This is a genomic window from Streptomyces sp. NPDC057682 (assembly GCF_042799575.1).
GTDB lineage: Bacteria > Actinomycetota > Actinomycetes > Streptomycetales > Streptomycetaceae > Streptomyces.
On the sequence record NZ_JBHVIN010000036.1, the window covers coordinates 1 to 16,031 of the forward strand.

16 protein-coding genes are annotated in these 16,031 nt (G+C 71.6%); 4 read left to right on the forward strand and 12 right to left on the reverse strand.

Going from position 1 to position 16,031, the window contains the following annotated elements:
- Positions 1-143: 143 nt before the first annotated feature.
- The 4 genes from ACFVDM_RS38055 to ACFVDM_RS38070 are packed head-to-tail and all read right to left on the reverse strand — an operon-like array spanning position 144 to position 3,962.
- Positions 144-809: a response regulator gene (locus tag ACFVDM_RS38055; protein WP_383651351.1), complete on the reverse strand. Its 666-nt coding sequence runs from the start codon at positions 807-809 to the stop codon at positions 144-146.
- Positions 806-2,197: a sensor histidine kinase gene (locus ACFVDM_RS38060; RefSeq protein WP_383651354.1), complete on the reverse strand. Its 1,392-nt coding sequence runs from the start codon at positions 2,195-2,197 to the stop codon at positions 806-808. Before ACFVDM_RS38060 ends, ACFVDM_RS38055 begins: the two co-directional genes overlap by 4 nt.
- A complete protein-coding gene (locus ACFVDM_RS38065) occupies positions 2,194-2,997 on the reverse strand; it encodes an ABC transporter permease (RefSeq protein WP_383651357.1) in 804 nt (267 codons plus the stop codon). The genes ACFVDM_RS38060 and ACFVDM_RS38065 overlap by 4 nt, the downstream gene beginning before the upstream one ends.
- Positions 2,994-3,962, reverse strand: coding sequence for an ATP-binding cassette domain-containing protein (locus ACFVDM_RS38070; protein ID WP_383651359.1), 969 nt, complete (start codon positions 3,960-3,962; stop codon positions 2,994-2,996). Before ACFVDM_RS38070 ends, ACFVDM_RS38065 begins: the two co-directional genes overlap by 4 nt.
- Before the next feature lie 166 nt (positions 3,963-4,128).
- Here ACFVDM_RS38070 and ACFVDM_RS38075 point away from each other — a divergent pair, with 166 nt between their 5' ends.
- Positions 4,129-4,686: a GNAT family N-acetyltransferase gene (locus ACFVDM_RS38075; protein WP_383651361.1), complete on the forward strand. Its 558-nt coding sequence runs from the start codon at positions 4,129-4,131 to the stop codon at positions 4,684-4,686.
- Positions 4,687-4,690: 4 nt separating this feature from the next.
- On the opposite strand, the gene ACFVDM_RS38080 is transcribed toward ACFVDM_RS38075, so the two are convergent.
- From ACFVDM_RS38080 to ACFVDM_RS38115, 8 genes are all read right to left on the reverse strand, one after another.
- The gene (locus ACFVDM_RS38080; RefSeq protein WP_383651366.1) at positions 4,691-6,340 is read right to left on the reverse strand and encodes a type IV secretory system conjugative DNA transfer family protein; all 1,650 of its coding nucleotides are present in this window, start codon (positions 6,338-6,340) and stop codon (positions 4,691-4,693) included.
- 1 nt (position 6,341) lies between these two features.
- On the reverse strand, positions 6,342-7,760 hold the full coding sequence (locus tag ACFVDM_RS38085; protein ID WP_383651368.1) for an ATP-binding protein: 1,419 nt from the start codon (positions 7,758-7,760) through the stop codon (positions 6,342-6,344).
- A 39-nt stretch (positions 7,761-7,799) separates the two neighbouring features.
- The gene (locus ACFVDM_RS38090; RefSeq protein WP_383651371.1) at positions 7,800-9,350 is read right to left on the reverse strand and encodes an SCO6880 family protein; all 1,551 of its coding nucleotides are present in this window, start codon (positions 9,348-9,350) and stop codon (positions 7,800-7,802) included.
- The gene (locus ACFVDM_RS38095) at positions 9,347-10,690 is read right to left on the reverse strand and encodes a hypothetical protein (RefSeq protein WP_383651373.1); all 1,344 of its coding nucleotides are present in this window, start codon (positions 10,688-10,690) and stop codon (positions 9,347-9,349) included. The genes ACFVDM_RS38090 and ACFVDM_RS38095 overlap by 4 nt, the downstream gene beginning before the upstream one ends.
- Complete coding sequence (locus ACFVDM_RS38100; RefSeq protein WP_383651375.1) at positions 10,680-11,537, reverse strand: hypothetical protein; 858 nt, start codon at positions 11,535-11,537, stop codon at positions 10,680-10,682. Before ACFVDM_RS38100 ends, ACFVDM_RS38095 begins: the two co-directional genes overlap by 11 nt.
- 204 nt (positions 11,538-11,741) lie before the next feature.
- Entirely contained in the window at positions 11,742-12,050 is a 309-nt protein-coding gene (locus ACFVDM_RS38105; protein ID WP_018101695.1) for a hypothetical protein, read from the reverse strand.
- Between the two features lie 290 nt (positions 12,051-12,340).
- A complete protein-coding gene (locus ACFVDM_RS38110) occupies positions 12,341-13,123 on the reverse strand; it encodes a DUF402 domain-containing protein (RefSeq protein ID WP_383651378.1) in 783 nt (260 codons plus the stop codon).
- A 156-nt stretch (positions 13,124-13,279) separates the two neighbouring features.
- Positions 13,280-13,714, reverse strand: coding sequence for a DUF6892 domain-containing protein (locus ACFVDM_RS38115; protein ID WP_383651383.1), 435 nt, complete (start codon positions 13,712-13,714; stop codon positions 13,280-13,282).
- Positions 13,715-13,880: 166 nt separating this feature from the next.
- On the opposite strand from ACFVDM_RS38115, the gene ACFVDM_RS38120 reads away from it, so the two are divergent.
- The 3 genes from ACFVDM_RS38120 to ACFVDM_RS38130 all read left to right on the forward strand — a co-directional run bounded on the left by ACFVDM_RS38120 (position 13,881) and on the right by ACFVDM_RS38130 (position 15,939).
- Complete coding sequence (locus tag ACFVDM_RS38120; protein ID WP_383651386.1) at positions 13,881-14,717, forward strand: alpha/beta fold hydrolase; 837 nt, start codon at positions 13,881-13,883, stop codon at positions 14,715-14,717.
- A gap of 22 nt (positions 14,718-14,739) precedes the next feature.
- Positions 14,740-15,273, forward strand: a complete 534-nt coding sequence (locus ACFVDM_RS38125; RefSeq protein ID WP_383651390.1) for a TetR/AcrR family transcriptional regulator — start codon at positions 14,740-14,742, stop codon at positions 15,271-15,273.
- Between the two features lie 207 nt (positions 15,274-15,480).
- Positions 15,481-15,939: a peptidase inhibitor family I36 protein gene (locus ACFVDM_RS38130; protein ID WP_383651388.1), complete on the forward strand. Its 459-nt coding sequence runs from the start codon at positions 15,481-15,483 to the stop codon at positions 15,937-15,939.
- Positions 15,940-16,031: the final 92 nt, after the last annotated feature.

A 16,031-nucleotide genomic window follows, 5' to 3' on the forward strand; every position in this document is an offset into this window, starting at 1 on the left:
AGCGCCGATGGTACTGCAGGGGGGACCCTGTGGGAGAGTAGGACGCCGCCGAACAATCTTTGTGGGAAAGCCCCGTGCCGTTGGCACGGGGCTTTCCTGCTTTTCAGGACCTTTCGCGTTCTCGGCTCGCGTTCTCGGTTGGTTCAGCCCGCTGACACCAGGTGGGTGTCGTACGCCAGGATGACCGCCTGGACCCGGTCCCGGGCGCCGGTCTTCGCGAGGATGCGTGAGACATGCGTCTTCACCGTGGATTCGGCGAGGTGGAGACGTTCCGCGATCTCCGAGTTGGTCCAGCCCTGGCCGATGACGGTGAGGATCTCCGTCTCGCGTTCGGTCAGCTTCGCGATGCGGGCGTCCGGGGTGGCGGGGGCACCGGGGGCGGCCGGCAAGTGCTGGACGTACGCGTCCAGGAGACGGCGCGTCAGGCTCGGGGCGACGACGGCGTCGCCACTGGCCACGGCCCGGACGCCGGAGAGCAGTTCTTCCGGGAGGGCGTCCTTGATGAGGAAGCCGCTGGCGCCCGCGCGGAGTCCGTCGTACGCGTACCGGTCCAGGTCGAAGGTGGTGACGATGAGGACGCGCGTACGGGAACCGGTCCTGATGATGCGGCGGGTGGCCTCGATGCCGTCGAGGAGCGGCATGCGGATGTCCATGAGGACGACGTCCGGCTGGTGCCGGGCCACGAGTTGGAGGGCTTCGTGGCCGTTGGAGGCCTCGCCGACGACGGTCATGTCGTCCTGGCTCTCCAGCAGCATGCGGAATCCGAAGCGCTGCATGGGCAGGTCGTCCGCGATGAGCACGGTCGTCACGAGGGGGAATCCTCCAGGGGCAGGAGGAGCCGTACCCGCCAGCCGGTGGCTGGGCCGGGCCGGCCCGCTTCGAGGGTGCCGTCGTACAGGGAGGCGCGTTCGCGCATGCCCGTGATGCCCTGGCCGCTGCCGGCCGAGGCGTCGTCGTCCGATCTCGGCGCACCGTTGTCCGAGATCAGGGCCTCCAGTACCCCGGAACGGTAGACGAGGGTGACCTCGGCCGCCAGGGAGGGATCCGGGGACGCGTGCTTCAGGGTGTTCGTCAGGGCCTCCTGCACCACCCGGTACACCGTCAGCTGCCGTCCCGGGGTGGGCGGGAGAGCGGGTGGTGTGCCGTGGCGGTGGAGGCGTACGGGGAGTCCGGCGGCGCGTACGCCGGTCAGCAGGGCGTCGAGGTCGTCCAGCGTGGGCTGGGGGGTGCGGTCGGCCTCGGCCGGGGGATCGCGCAGGACGCCCAGCAGCCGGCGGAGTTCGGCGAGGGCCTGGCGGCTGGTGGTGCCGATGGCGTCCAGGGCCTGGGCCGCACGTTCCGGGCTCTTGGCGGCCGCGTAGGCACCGCCGTCCGCGAGGCCGGTGATCACCGAGAGGTTGTGGCCGATGATGTCGTGCATCTCGCGGGCGATCCGGGTCCGTTCGGCGGCCGCCGCGAGGCGGGCCTGCTGGTCGCGTTCGCGTTCGAGCCGGTCGGCGCGGTCGACGAGGGCCTCGGTGTACTCCTTGCGGGTGCGGACGACGATGCCGGCGAGCGCGGCGAAGGCGAGCGCGTACAGATGCGGGGCGAAGAGCGTGTTCCAGGGATCCGGGGACCGCAGCGAGCCGATCACCAGGGGGGCGAGGACGATGCCGCCCGCCCAGGCCAGGGTGCGTACGGGCTGGCGTACCGCGATGTTGAAGACCACGATCTCCTGGAGGAACGAGGCCTGGATCATCGCCCCCGTCCACACGTTGACCAGCGAGACCGGGGCCATGACCAGCAGAACGGTCAGCGGCCGGCGGCGGCGCCACAGCAGTGGGGCGGAGAACGCCGCGCTCATCGCGAGCACCAGGTGCCCGGAGACGGTCGGGTCGACGGCGACCGTACGCCAGCCGCCGGTGGAGACGTCGAGGACGGCGAACAGGACCCAGAAGGCGGTGAGCAGGCCGTCCCAGGCCAGGGGACGGGCGCGGTCGAAGGCGCGGACGCGCTGGGTCAGGCGCTGGAGGGGGCCGGTGAGCGGGAAGCCGCCCGGGGTGGGGGTCCGGTCGTCGGTGCGGGGGCCGGTGGGTGGGTCACCGATGTCGCCGGCCGCCCGTCCGCCCGCCGGCCGTTCGTCGCCCTTCCGCCCGTCCGCTGCCCGTTCGTCGCTCGTCCGTCCGTCCACCGCGTGCCCGGCCCCCGTCCGTGTCATGCGTCGCGCCGCCGCAGGAGGACCGCGGCCGTGATCAGTGTCGCCGAGGTCCACAGGACCAGGGCGAGCAGGCCCCCGGCGGGGGAGGCGGCGCCGGGGAGCGGGGTGGCGGAGCCGAGTACGCCGGCGGACTGGGTGGGGAAGTAGCGTACGGCCGTCTCGACAGCGTCGTACGGGAGCATCGCGAGGACTTCCGGCAGGACCATCACGCCCCCGATGAAGGCGCCGATGGCGCCCGGGACCGAGCGGAGCAGGGCGCCCAGGCCGAGCGCGATCAGGCTCAGCAGCATGGTCCCGGCCGCGTTGCCGACGAGGGCGCGCAGCACGCCCGGGTCGGTCAGGGAGGCCGCCTGGTCGGTGTCCCGGAGGAAGATCTGCGCGACCGGGAACGTGATCAGCGAGGTCGCCAGCATGACCGCGAACACGGCGGCGGCGAAGACGGCGGCCTTGGCCCACAGCACCGGGACGCGTCGGGGCACGGCGGTGAGCGAGGCGCGGATCATGCCGGTGGAGTACTCGCCGGCGGTGACGAGGATGCCCAGGACGACGGTGCAGAGGCTGCCGAGGACGGTCCCGTAGAGGACGAGGACGACGGTGTCGATGTCGGAGTCGCCGCCGTCGGAGGTGTACGTGGTGCCCATGACGATGCCGACGGCCAGGACGAGCGCGGCGGCCGAGCCGAGGGTGATCCAGGTGGAGCGCAGGGTGCGCAGCTTGTGCCATTCGGAGCGCAGGACGCGGGCCGGGGTGACGCGGTACGGGGACGGGGCGGACGCGGGCGCGGTGGCGGTGGTGGTCATGCGGGGGCTCCGGTCGGTTCGGGGGTTGCGGTCGCTTCGAGGCTCCCGGTCGCTTCGGGAGTGCTGACCCGGTACTGGACGGATGCGTGGGTGAGATCCATGAAGGCCTGTTCCAGGGAGGCGGTGCGCGGCGTCAGTTCGTACAGCGGAATGCCGTGCGCGGCGGCGAGGCGGCCGATGTGGGCGGCGTCGGTGCCCCGTACGTCGAGTTCCTCCCGGCCGTCGCCGCCGCTGATCTGGATGCCGGGGGCGCGCAGGAGTTCGGCGAGGGCGGTGGCCTGCGGGGTGACGACCTTGACGGTGGAGCCGCCGGCGCGGGCGACGAAGTCGGTGACCGTGGTGTCGGCGAGGAGGCGGCCGCGTCCGATGATGACGAGGCGGTCGGCGGTGAGGGCCATTTCGCTCATCAGGTGCGAGGAGACGAGGACGGTGCGGCCCTGCTCGGCGAGGGACTTCAGCAGGGTGCGGATCCAGAGGACGCCCTCGGGGTCCAGGCCGTTGACCGGTTCGTCGAGGATCAGGGTGGCCGGGTCCCCGAGCAGGGCGGCGGCGATGCCGAGTCGCTGGCCCATGCCGAGGGAGAAGCCCTTGACGCGGGTGTGGGCGACGGCGGTCAGTCCGGCGAGGTCGAGGACGTGCTCGACGCGGCGGCGGGGGATGCCGTGGGTGTGGGCGAGGGCCATCAGGTGGTGGAAGGCGGTGCGTCCGGGGTGGACCGAGCGGGCCTCCAGGAGCGCGCCGACCTCGGTGAGGGGTGCGCTGTGGGTGGCGTACGCGCGTCCGCCGATGGTGGAGCGGCCCCGGGTGGGGGCGTCCAGGCCGAGGAGCATGCGCATGGTGGTGGATTTGCCGGCGCCGTTCGGGCCGAGGAAGCCGGTGACGGTGCCGGGCCGCACGGTGAAGTCGAGGTCCTGGACGACGGTGGTGGAGCCGTAGCGCTTGGTGAGTTCGTATGCCCGGATCATGGGGTCGACGCTAGGGAGCGGGCGGGGTGCGGGCGTCGGACCGTGGGCGGGACGTGGGGTGCGGTGTAGTACCGGGGTACGACGGGGCCGGCCGGGGTGCGGGAGGGGGTCCGGCCTGCGGGGAATGCGATTGCGGGGGTGACCGGGTGCGGGTCAGGATCGGACCATGGACTACGTGATACGGGCCGTGCGGGCCGACGAGTGGCAGCGGGCGAAGGAGCTTCGGCTGGCCGCGCTGCGGGATCCGGTCGCCCACCTGGCGTTCCTGGAGACGTACGAGAACGCCGCGGCGGCCGCCGACGACTTCTGGCGGGACCGGACGCGCAACGCGTCGGAGGACGGCGAGGGCCGGGTGCGTCAGTTCATCGCGGAGGCGCCGGACGGCGGCTGGGCGGGGACGGTGACCGTGCTGATCGAGCGCCCGGACGACGAGGTGCGGTTCGGTCAGGCGGCCGAGGTCGACCAGGCCCATGTGGTCGCGGTGTTCGTGCGGCCGGAGGCGCGGGGTGCGGGGCTGGCCGAGGAGCTGTTCCGGGCCGGGATGGACTGGGCGTGGTCGCTGGAGGGGCCGCCGGTCGCACGGGTGCGGCTCCATGTCCACGAGGACAACGGCCGGGCGGCCGCCCTGTACCGCAGGATCGGTTTCGTGCCGACCGGGGAGAGCGTGCCGATGCCGAACGATCCGCAGGCGCGTGAGCTGGAGTACGCGGTCGCGCGCCCGTAGGGGCTCAGGGCGCCGTCGGGGTGCGCAGCTGTCGCGCCCAGCGGGCGCGGGCCTGCTCGGGGGAGCGCAGCAGGGCGACGGTGGGCAGGCCCTTCTCCTCTCCGGACGCGAGGAGGTCCGGCAGGGCGGGCAGCGGGGCGACGGCGGCGATGTCGTCGAGGACGAGCGTCAGGGGCGGGTCGAGGCGTCCGGCGGACGACCGTGCAGCCGTGCGGAGGGCGTGCTCGACCACGTCCGCGGTGAGCGCGGTGAGCAGGGGCATGGTTCCGGGACTTGAGCGGGGGTTCTCGATCGGTTCGCCGACGACGTAGAGGCTGCCGCCCTCGGCCATGAACGACTCCCGTGCGAGGGTGTCGGCCCGGTTCGGTGTGCAGGCGTCCCGGATGTGTACGGAGCCGAGGGCGCCCAGGGCCCGTACGGTCAGTTCCTGGGCCATGTCGCGGCGCTCCGGGTGGGCGGTGAGCGCGGATTCCAGGAGTCCGGCGAGTCCGGAGGCGGCCTTGGGGTGGGTGCGCAGCAGCCGTACCGGTTCGTGGCCGCTGCCGCCGAGGGCCCAGCGGTGGACCTGGCGGAAGGGGCGGCCGTCGATCGCGGCGGCGTGCAGCCAGCAGCGCAGCAGGGTTTCCGCGGTGTCGGCCGTCGCCGCGTCGATGCGGGCCTGCGGGCGGACGGGGGCGAGGAGCGCGGTCGCGCGGGCCGCGGCGCGGTCGGGCTGTTCGCATCCGCTGGTGGGGGACCAGTGGAGCCGGGCGGGGGTGTCGCAGAGGTGGCCGGGGTCGTAGACGAGGACGGGACCGAGCTTGGCCCGTGCGTCCTTGGTCTCGGCCCAGAGCCCGGGGTCCGAGGTGACGACGAGCACGGGGCCGTCCGCCTCGCGGATCGTCCGTACGGCGGTGAGCCGGCGGGTGGCGGCGGGGCCGTAGACGACGAGGGGGGTGCGGGGTGCGGGGACGGTGGGGGGTGCTTCGGTGAGGGGGGCCGGGGCGGCCTGGGCGAGGGGGGCGGTGGGCGGGGCGGTGAGGGGTGCCTCGCGGGTGTCGGGGGCTTCGGCTCGGTCGGGGTGGGGGGTCGGCTCCGGTGCCGGGGACGGTGCGGATGCGGATGCGGATGCGGGTGCCGGGGACGGTGCCGGTGTCGCTTCTGTGGTGGGGTGCGGTGTGGTGCGGGCCGGGGGTGCCTCGTCCGCGTACTCCTGCGGGGTGTCGTGGTGGGGCTCGGACCGGTGCCTGTTCTGCTGCCGGTGCGCGGACCGCTGCTCCAGGCGTTCCGCCCGCTGGCGGGCGCGGACGACGCGCCAGCGGGCGAGGACGCCCATCACGAAGACCGTGAGCACCACCAGGACCATGAGTTCGCCGATGAACAGGCCCCAGAACAGTCCGTACCCGGAGAGTTCCCCGGGCGGGGTGGCGGGCCAGGCGGCGGGCAGGTCGTGCGGGGCGGCGACCAGGCGGCGCATGGCGAGCGGGGTCTCGGCGAGGGAGACGGCCGTTGGCCAGGCCCCGTGGGCGAGGAGGCCGGCCAGGCCGGTCGCCGTCCAGGCCAGCAGGGTGAGGCCGAGGAGGAAGGCGATCAGCCCGACGAGGAGTCCGTCGGGGATGCCTCCGCCGCTGCCGCCGCTCCGTCCGCGTACGTCGCCCTGCCCCGTACCCGCCACGTCAGGCCACCGTTGACTCGGACGACTCGGTGAGCCGCTGCCCGTGCTCGATGCGTGCCGCGCGCTCCTCCGCCTCCAGTTCGGCGGCGCGTACGTCGTCGGGGAGGAGGCCGCTCGCGGAGGACTCGGTCATGGCGCGGTCGGTGAAAACGAGGGGGCGTTCGGCCTCGGTGATCAGGTGTTTGACGACCTGTACGTTTCCGTTGACGTCCCAGACGGCGATGCCGGGGGTGAGCGTGGGGATGATCTCGACGGCCCAGCGGGGCAGGCCGAGGACGCGGCCGGTGGCTCTGGCCTCGTCGGCCTTCTGGGCGTAGATGGTGCGGGTGGAGGCCATCTTGAGGATGGCCGCGGCCTCCCGTGCGGCGGCTCCGTCGACGACGTCGCTGAGGTGGTGGACGACGGCGACGAAGGAGAGCCCGAGCCGTCGGCCGAACTTCAGCAGGCGCTGGAAGAGCTGGGCGACGAACGGGGAGTTGATGATGTGCCAGGCCTCCTCGACCAGGAAGATGCGCTTCTTCCGGTCGGGCCTGATCCAGGTGTGCTCCAGCCAGACGCCGACGATCGCCATCAGGATCGGCATGGCGATCGAGTTGCGGTCGATGTGGGAGAGGTCGAAGACGATCAGCGGGGCGTCGAGGTCGATGCCGGCGGAGGTCGGTCCGTCGAACATGCCGCGCAGGTCGCCGTCGACGAGCCGGTCCAGGACGAGGGCGACGTCCAGGCCCCAGGCCCGTACGTCGTCTATGTCGACGTTCATCGCCTCGGCGGACTCCGGCTCCGGGTGGCGGAGCTGTTCGACGATGTCCATGAGGACGGGCTGGCGGTCGGTCGTCGTCTCGTTGACGTAGGCGTGGGCGACCTTGAGGGCGAAGCCGGAGCGTTCGTCGAGGCCGTGGCCCATGGCGACTTCGATGATGGTGCGGAGCAGGGCGAGCTGGCCGGTGCTGGTGATGGACGGGTCGAGCGGGTTGAGGCGGATGCCGCCGTTGAGGGCGGAGGTGGGGTCGAGGCGGATGGGGGTGAGGCCCAGCTCCTGGGCGATCAGGTTCCACTCGCCGACGCCGTCCTCGCCCTGGGCGTCCAGGACGACGACCTGGCGGTCGCGGAAGCGCAGCTGGCGCAGGACGTAGGTCTTCTCCAGGGCGGACTTGCCGTTGCCGGACTCGCCGAGGACCAGCCAGTGCGGGGCGGGGAGCTGCTGGCCGTACAGCTGGAAGGGGTCGTAGATGTAGCCCTTGCCGGAGTAGACCTCGCGGCCGATGATCACCCCGGAGTCGCCGAGTCCGGGCGCGGCGGTGGGCAGATAGACGGCCTGGGCCTGGCCGGTCGAGGTGCGGACGGGCAGCCGGGTCGTCTCCACCTTCCCGAAGAGGAAGGCGGTAAAGGCGTCCGACAACGCGGACAGCGGATCTCGCATGGCGTGACTGACCTCCCTCTCGGTGTCGCGGACTGGCGGTTAGCGGCGGATGCCGGTGGCGAACGGCAGGGTGTTGACGAACGCGCGGTGGTGCTCGCGGTCGCACCACTCCAGCTTGAGATAGGACTTGCCGGCCGAGGCGCGGATCGTCCGCTTGTCGCGGGCGAGGGATTCGGGGGAGCGCGACGACACGGTGATGTACCCCACGAGGTTGACCCCGGCCGCGCCGCTGGCGAGATCTTCACCCCGCTGGTCGAGCCGGCCGTGGGCGGCGATGTCGCGGGGGTCGACGGTGCGGTTCATCTTGGCCTGGCGGCTGGCCTCGGCCTCGTCGTTGGTCTTCTCGGTGAGCATCCGCTCGATGGCGACCTCGGTGGGTTCGAGGTCCATGCAGACCGCGACCGTGCGGATCACGTCGGGGGTGTGGACGAGGAGCGGGGCGAGGAAGTTGACGCCGACGGGGGTCATCGGCCACTCCTTCACCCAGGCCGTGGAGTGGCACCAGGGGGCGCGGGTGGAGGACTCGCGGGTTTTGGCCTGGAGGTAGGTCGGTTCGAGCGCGTCGAGCTCGGCGGGCCAGGCGTTGCGCTTGGTCATGGCCTGGATGTGGTCGATGGGGTGGTCGGGGTCGTACATCGAGTGCACGAGGGAGGCCAGGCGGCTCTGGCCGAGCGGCTGGCGGACCCGGATGTCGGCCTCGGCGAGGCGGGCGCAGATGTCGGTGAGCTCGCGGGCCATGACGACGGCGAGACCGGCGTCGCGGTCGAGCTTGCGGCCGGCCTGGGGGCGGGCGGCGCGGGCCATGGCGTGGGCCTCGGCGGCCAGCTCGCGGGTGTAGTGCATGCAGGCGACGAGGTAGGCGCGGTGCTGCTCGCTGGAGGTGGAGACCATGGACTGGAGCTGGTCGTAGGAGTCCTGGAGCCAGGTCGGGGAGGTGGGGTCGCCGCGCTGGCCGACGTCCTTGGCATGGGCGTCGGGGTCGGCGGGGAGGGTGCGGGCCAGCATCTGGATGCGGGTGACGAAGCCGTCGCCGTTGGCGACGTGCTTGAGGAGGGTGCCGAAGCGGTCGACGAGGGCTTCCTGGTCCTCGCTGTCGCGGAGGCCGACGCCGGGGCCCTCGATCTCGATGGCGGCGGTGACGGTGCGGCGGTCGGCGTGCAGCAGGACGGCGATCTCGTCCGGGCCGAAGGGGGCGGCGAGCCAGCTGATGCGGCCGATGCCGGGGGGCGGGCCGATCTCGACCTCGCGCCCGTCGGCGCGGACGCCCGCCTCCATGGCGGCGGAGCGGTAGGTGGTGCCGCTGCGCAGGGTGCGCTTGAAGCTGCGGTTGATCTCGAACCACTTGTAGAACGTGCGGTGCTTGTACGGGACGTAGACGATCGCCAGGGCGAGCAGCGGGAAGCCGGTGAGCAGCACGATCCGCAGGGAGAGGACGGGGATGAGCAGCCCGCTCATCATGCCGAGGAACGCTCCGCCGATGATCAGCGCGATCTCGCCGGTCTCGCGGTTCTTGCCGACGATCGCGTTCGGCCGGGCGCGGCCGATGAGATACGTACGGCGGGGCGTGATGGGCTGGGCCTGCGTGCTCAACGCCCGCCACCTCCTGTGCTCTTGTTACCTGAACTGCCTGGTCCGCCGGTGCCGCGGCTGCCGTGCGGGGTGCCGGAGGTGGGGCCCGAACCGCTGCGGGGCGGGGGTGCGGAGCCGCCGCCGGCCCCGCTTCCGGAGGTGCGGGAGCTGTGTGCGGCGACGCCGCCGCTGACCGGGTTGGCGGGGCGGGCGCCGCCGGAGCCGCTGTCCTGGCCGCCGCGGCTGCTGTGGGTCTTGATGCCCTGGGAGACGAGGGCGGCGGGGGAGCTGATCAGGGCGGCGGCCTGGGAGCCGTCGGTGGCCTGCTTGCGGTTGGTGCGGGCGCCCTGGATCTCGTCGCCGAAGCCGGGGACGAAGCGGTAGATCATGCCGGAGGCGAAGATGGCCAGCAGGATGATGGCGAGTCCGGAGACGACGGCGGAGAAGGCGTCCGGGCCGCCGTCGGAGGACAGGGCGCCGGCCAGACCGAGCACGATGACGATGACCGGTTTCACCATGATCACCGCGATCATGATGCCCGCCCAGCGGCGTACGTGTCCCCACATGTTCTTGTCGACGAGCCCTGCGTACACGACGGTTCCGAGGAGGGCGCCGACGTAGAGCAGGGCGGCGCGGATCACGAGTTCCAGCCAGAGGATGCCCGCGGCGAGGATCGACACCAGTGAGACGACGATCAGCATGATCGGGCCGCCGCCGATGTCGGAGTCCTTCTTGAGCGCCTCGGCGAAGGACCCGAAGAACACGTCGGTCTGTCCGCCGGACGAGGAGGCGATGACCTCCGTGACGCCGTCGGTGGCGGACACGATCGTGTACAGGATCAGGGGGGTGAACGCCGAGGCGAGCACCGTGAGCCACAGGAAGCCGATGGCCTCCGACAGTGCCGTGGTGAGCGGCACGCCGCGGATCGCGCGCTTGGCGACGGCGAGGAGCCAGAGGACGAGCGTCAGGACGGTGGAGGCGGCGAAGACGATCGCGTACTGCTGGAGGAAGCGGGTGTTCGTGAAGTCGACGTTCGCGGTGCTCTTGACGGCGTCGCTGAGCTTCCCCACGATCCACGCGGCGGCATCGGCGCAGCCTCGGCCGAGGGAGGTGAGGGGGTCGAGGGCGGGGTCGGTGCTGTTGGGGGGCGTGGATTTGGGGGAGCTGGCGTTGCTGCCTTCGCAGTAGTCCTTGGCGGGGCCGACGATGAGGGAACAGTCCCCGTTGGCGGACGAGGATGGCGCGGGGGACGGTGATGGCGACGGGGCAGCTGCCGCGCGGGTTGCGAGGATGACAAGGGTTGCTTGGAGGCTCGCCAGGGTCATGCCGAGCTTGAAAGCGGTGCGCGATTCAGCGGGCATACGTGAAGCCTCCGTACTCCTCGACAGCCTTGGCGATCTCGTCCGCATCGGAAGCCGTACGGTCGGTGTTGACCGGTGCCGGGCCGTCCTTCTGGGCGAAACTGTCGACCTTCCAGTCGCCGCCCTGCCACTGGAGCTTCAACGTCATGGTGAACCAGTCGTTGCTCACAGGGTTGGTGGAGCCGATACCGGCCGTACCGAAGACCCCCGTGCACCAGACCTCCACGGTCGCGGAGGTGTCGGAGAACTGGGTCACCTTGGTTCCGACAGGGGCGGTTCTGGAGACGTACATCATGCCGTCGGCGGCGTTGCCGTTCTCGTCGAGGCCGACCTTGTCGAGGAAGTCCTTGCTATACGCCTGATTGAACTTCGACGAGAGTTCGTCGATTCGACCGGGGACGAAGACCTGCTGAACGATGCGCGCACGCTCGGTGGGCTTCAGGATGTCCGCGGAGACGAGCACCACCGAATAGTTCGCCGCCGCGCTCTGCGCCCCCTGCTCGTCATGTGCGAAGCCCGACGGGATGGACCCGTTCTTCCCCGTTACCGGCTTCGTGCCGGTGGGGGAGGTCGGGGTCGAGGTGGTGTTCTTGTCCTTGGTGCCGGAGGGGCCGTTGTTGTCGGTGTCGTCGCCGCCCATGTTGGCGAAGGCGATGGCGCCGAGGAGGACGACGACGACGCCGACGACGGTGACGAGGGAGCGGGAGGTGCGGGCGGGGCGGCGGGGGGTGTAGGGGTCGCCCTCGCGGTCGGGGAGGCGGGTGCGGGTCTGGCGGGTGCCGCCGATCGTGCTGTAGCCGTCGCCGGTGCGCCCCGAGTCGCTGCCGTAGCCGTCGTCGTGACTCATGCCGCGTACGCCCCCTCAACCGTTGCCTGGACCATGCCGTGGTACGACGGTAGCCGTGCTGGTTCCCGCGTGGACGCGGTGTGGTGACTCGACATCAGGGAGACGCAACCTCTGCCGGTGGGCACGACGGGCGGATGACGGTGGATGGCGGACGGTGGGGCCGGTGGGGCGGGTCCGGCCGGGGGGCCGGCGGCCGGCGGTCGGTCAGACCGCCATCCCGTAGACGATGGTGAACAAGGTTCCCAGCGATCCGATGATGAACACACCGGTCAGGCCCGCGACGATCAGGCCCTTGCCCTGTTCCGCGCTGAACGTGTCGCGCAGCGCGGTGGCACCGATGCGCTGCTTGGCCGCGCCCCAGACCGCGATGCCGAGGCAGAGCAGGATCGCGATCGCCATCACGACCTCGATCATCACGCGGGCCTCGTTGCCCAGGGTCCCGAACGGCCCCCAGTTCGGGGCGATTCCGCCGATGATGGTGGTGATGTCGCCCTTTTCAGCTGCCAGGATCATGTAAGTCACCGCCCCTGTTGGGTAGTTCGGAGCCCGCGCCGCACGGCGCGGGTCACCCTCTATCTTCGCTGATGAAACTGCTCTCGTACGACGACTTGTCGGCTCTCTTTACCCGGATCTCGCACATTTGACCGGTCTGGCGGTTCTGACCTGCGGATCGAATCGATGTGTGGGCTATATACGTATGGTTACTCTGTGTATCACGGTGGGTGACGCCGGGCAATGATTGCCCTCGCGCCACCCTGGCCGAGACCTGTGCCGCACACGGGATGCGCTGCTCCGGTCGCCGGTCAGGGGCCTTGTGTGGGGCTGTGGAGCAGCGGGTGACGGGGGATCAGGGGGCGCGGCGGGGTGCGCCAGGCGGGCGGGGGCCGGAAATCGCACCAGGAACCGTCGAAGGGAAAGGTTCCGGCCTCGGCGAGCCGGGCCACCCGGGCCCCCTCGGCCCTGATGGCGACGGCTTGCTCGGCGGTCCAGTACGCGGGGTGCCCGGTCTTCTCGGCGAAGGACTCCTCGTCCTTCCAGTGCCAGGTCCGGTCCGGGGCCACGTTGAGGTCGAGTTCGTGGTCGGCGATGTCGATGTCGTCGCCGTGGTGGACCCGGTGTTCGAGATTGACGTACCAGCCGCGGAACTTCCGTCTGCGACCGAAGAGCCAGAGGACGGAGTGCGCGGCGCCGGTCGGCTGGTAGAAGAGGGCGTCGCCCATCGGCCAGCGTCCGGCGACGACCGGGTAACCCCCGGCCGGCCGCTCGTCCGGGGCGATGTCGCGCAGGTGCGTGGCGCCGCGCGGCAGCGCCGTACGCCACATCGGGGTGCCCGTCTCCATCCACACCAGCTGGCCCTCGGGCGTGCGTTCGACGAGGCGTACGGGGACGGAGGTGCTGAGGTGGCCGCCGATGAAGAAGTTCCAGTGGAGGATCTGCCCCGGGCGGTGCGCGGGGGTGTGCAGGGGGGTGTGCGTGGAGCTCTCGCGGGCGGCGCCCGCGGCCGGGCTGCCGCCGGCTATGCGCTGGGGTGCGCGGGCGCCGTGCTGCGCGCCCCCGCTCGCGACATCCTGCTTGTCGGCTTTCATGCATTTGATCATGCCCGCGGTGGGTCGCCGGAACACGTACGCGGCGCGGGGCCCGCCCACGACCCTCGGTTCCCAGGCCTCGGTTCCCAGGCCTCAGGTCCCAAGCCCGAAGCCTCAAGCCTCAAGCCTCAAGCCTCAAGCCTCAAGCCCCAAGCCTCAGTCGAAGTCGATGCCCCGTGCGGTCAGGACGGCGGTGTCGAAGGACGCGCCTATGCCGCAGTTCTCGACGCCCGCGATCATTCGCAGATTCGGCAGCAGGTCCAGGTCGTCCAGGGACGCGATGTCGTAGAGCTCATCCTCGCCGTCCCAGACCGGTGAGCACTCCTGGTAGACCCGCAGTCCGCCGTCGACGTCGAGGGTGTCCACCGTCGCGAGCAGTTCGGGACCGATCTCCAGTGCCTCGAAGTACGCGCGTGCCTCCGGGAGCACGGTGTGCGCGAGCCCGTTGGCGTAGGCGTGGCCCTGCGGGTCGTCGATCCCCTTCTCCTTCAGGCAGTCGGCGATCCGGAAGGCCGGGGTGAGCACTTCGGTGTCGTACATGAGGCGCTCGATGACGAGCAGCTTGAAGTTGAAGTCGCGGAAGGCGGTCATGCGGCCGAGCGTACGGGGCGGGTCCGACAACCGACGTGCTGCCGGTGTCCTTCCGGTCTGTTGACAGCCGTGGCTATGAGTATTAGCTTTTAGCTATTCCAGTTAGCCACTGGTCGGCGGGCGAGCGAACCGCCGGCCGGCGGGTTTCGTCCACCAGGGGGTTGTGATGACCGAGTACCTCACCGTCGACGGCGGCACCATCGCGTACGAGGTCGCCGGGGCCGGTCCGCTGATCGTGCTCGCGCACGGCATGGGCGACAGCCGTGCCGCGTACCGGGCGATGGTCCCGTCGCTGGTGGCGGCGGGGTACCGGGTGGCGGCCGTCGATCTGCGCGGCTGCGGCGAGTCCAGCACCGCCTGGTCGGACTGGAGCCGTACGGCCATCGCCGGCGATCTGATCGCGGTCGTACGCCACCTGGGCGGCCCGGCGGTCGTCGTCGGCCACTCGATCTCCGGCGGAGCGGCCACGATCGCCGCCGCCCTGGAACCGTCGCTGGTCAGCGCGGTCGTGGAGCTGGCGCCGTTCACCCGGAAGCAGTCGGTCCGCCTGGGCGACCTGCGGGTGAAGCGGCTGCGGCGCGGGATGACGCGACTCCTCGGGGCAGGGCTGTTCGGCAGCGTGCGGCTGTGGCGGGCGTACCTGGACGTGGCCTACCCCGGGACGAAGCCGGCCGACTGGACCGAGCGGCTCGACCGCGTCGGGGAGCTGCTGAGCGAGCCCGGCCGGATGAAGGCGCTCCAGGGAATGGGCCGTTCCGCGCCGACCGACGCGGGCGCGCAGCTGGGCAACGTCCGCTGCCCGGTGCTGGTCGTGATGGGTACGCTCGACCCCGACTGGGCCGACCCGCACGCGGAGGGCTCGGCCGTCGTCGGCGATCTGCCGGCCGGTCTCGGCCGCCTCGACATGATCGAGGGCGCCGGGCACTACCCCCACGACCAGTTCCCCGACCAGGTGGTTTCGCTCATGCTCGCTTTCCTCGGATCGGACGCCGTCCGTGCCTAGGGCCGGTCTCGACACGGCGGCCGTGGTCGCGGCCGGTGCCGCACTCGCCGACGAGGTGGGCCCGGGGAACCTGACGATGGGCTCCCTGGCCCAGCGGCTGGGCGTCCGCGCCCCGTCCCTGTACAAGCACGTGGCCGGCCAGGAGGACCTCAACCGCCGCATCGCGGCCCTGGCGCTGGAGGAGGCCGCCGAGACGGTCGGCGGCGCCGTCCAGGGATACGCGGGCCGCGACGCCCTCGCGGCCGCCGCCCGTGCCTTCCGCACCTTCGTCGTCGAGCACCCCGGCCGGTACGCCGCCGCCCTCGGACTGGAACCGTCCGGCCCCGACGATCCGCTCGCCGTCGGCAGCCGGCGCCTGCTCGCCGTCTTCTCCGCCGTCCTGCGCGGATACGAGATCGCCGACGCCGACGTGCCCCACGCCCTGCGCATGCTGCGCAGCCAGTTCCACGGTTTCGCCACCCTCCAGGCGGCCGGCGGCTTCCGCTGGAGCACCGACGTCGACGAGAGCTTCGACTGGATGATCACCTTCATGGACCAGGGGCTGCGGCGGCTCTGAGGAGCGGTGCGCGGTGGGCCGGTGTCCAGTCGTCCCTGGAACCCTCCTGACCTGGTGATATGAGGAATTGGCCCACGTGCGTGGCTTCCTGTGCCCGCGGGTGTGGCGGTGGCCCGGCGGTTGGAAGACCGGTGGCGTCAGAACTGTGACCGGGGCGGCCGTCGCCGCCCTGCCGTCGTGGGTACTCAGCACAGGAGAAACGCACACATGACCCTTCAGAACAGGCGCCGCGCGAGGCTGGTCCGGGTGACCGCGTTGGTGGCGAGCGCCGTCGGCGGCGCCGTGCTGTCGCTGGGCGCGACCACCGCGCAGGCCGCCACTCCCGGCTCCACTCCCGCCTCCGCCGTCCGGGCCGCGCTGCCGCCGGGCGTGGTGCCGCTCAACGACTCCGAGCCGTGCCCGTCGGCGACCCTGTGCCTGTACCGCGACTACGGAAACCGGGGCCCGGCCTACGGCATCGGCGCCGGCTACAACGTCAACCTCCGCGACCTGCCGATGGCGGGCGGCGGCACCGCCGCCGACAACGTCTCGTCGTGGGTGAACAACACCGACAGCGTCGCCCTCCTCATCGACGAGGACGGCCCCGCCCGCCCGGTCTTCCCCGGCCAGCACCTCCAGGAGCCGCCGGAGCTCAACGACTCGGTCGACCTGGTGGTCTGGCCCTAAAGGTTGTTGCAGAAGGGTGGGTGTGGGCAGGTCAAGTGGTGTTTGACCTGTTGGTTCAGCCGGTCATGGTGAGGTTGTGCATGGTGGCGACG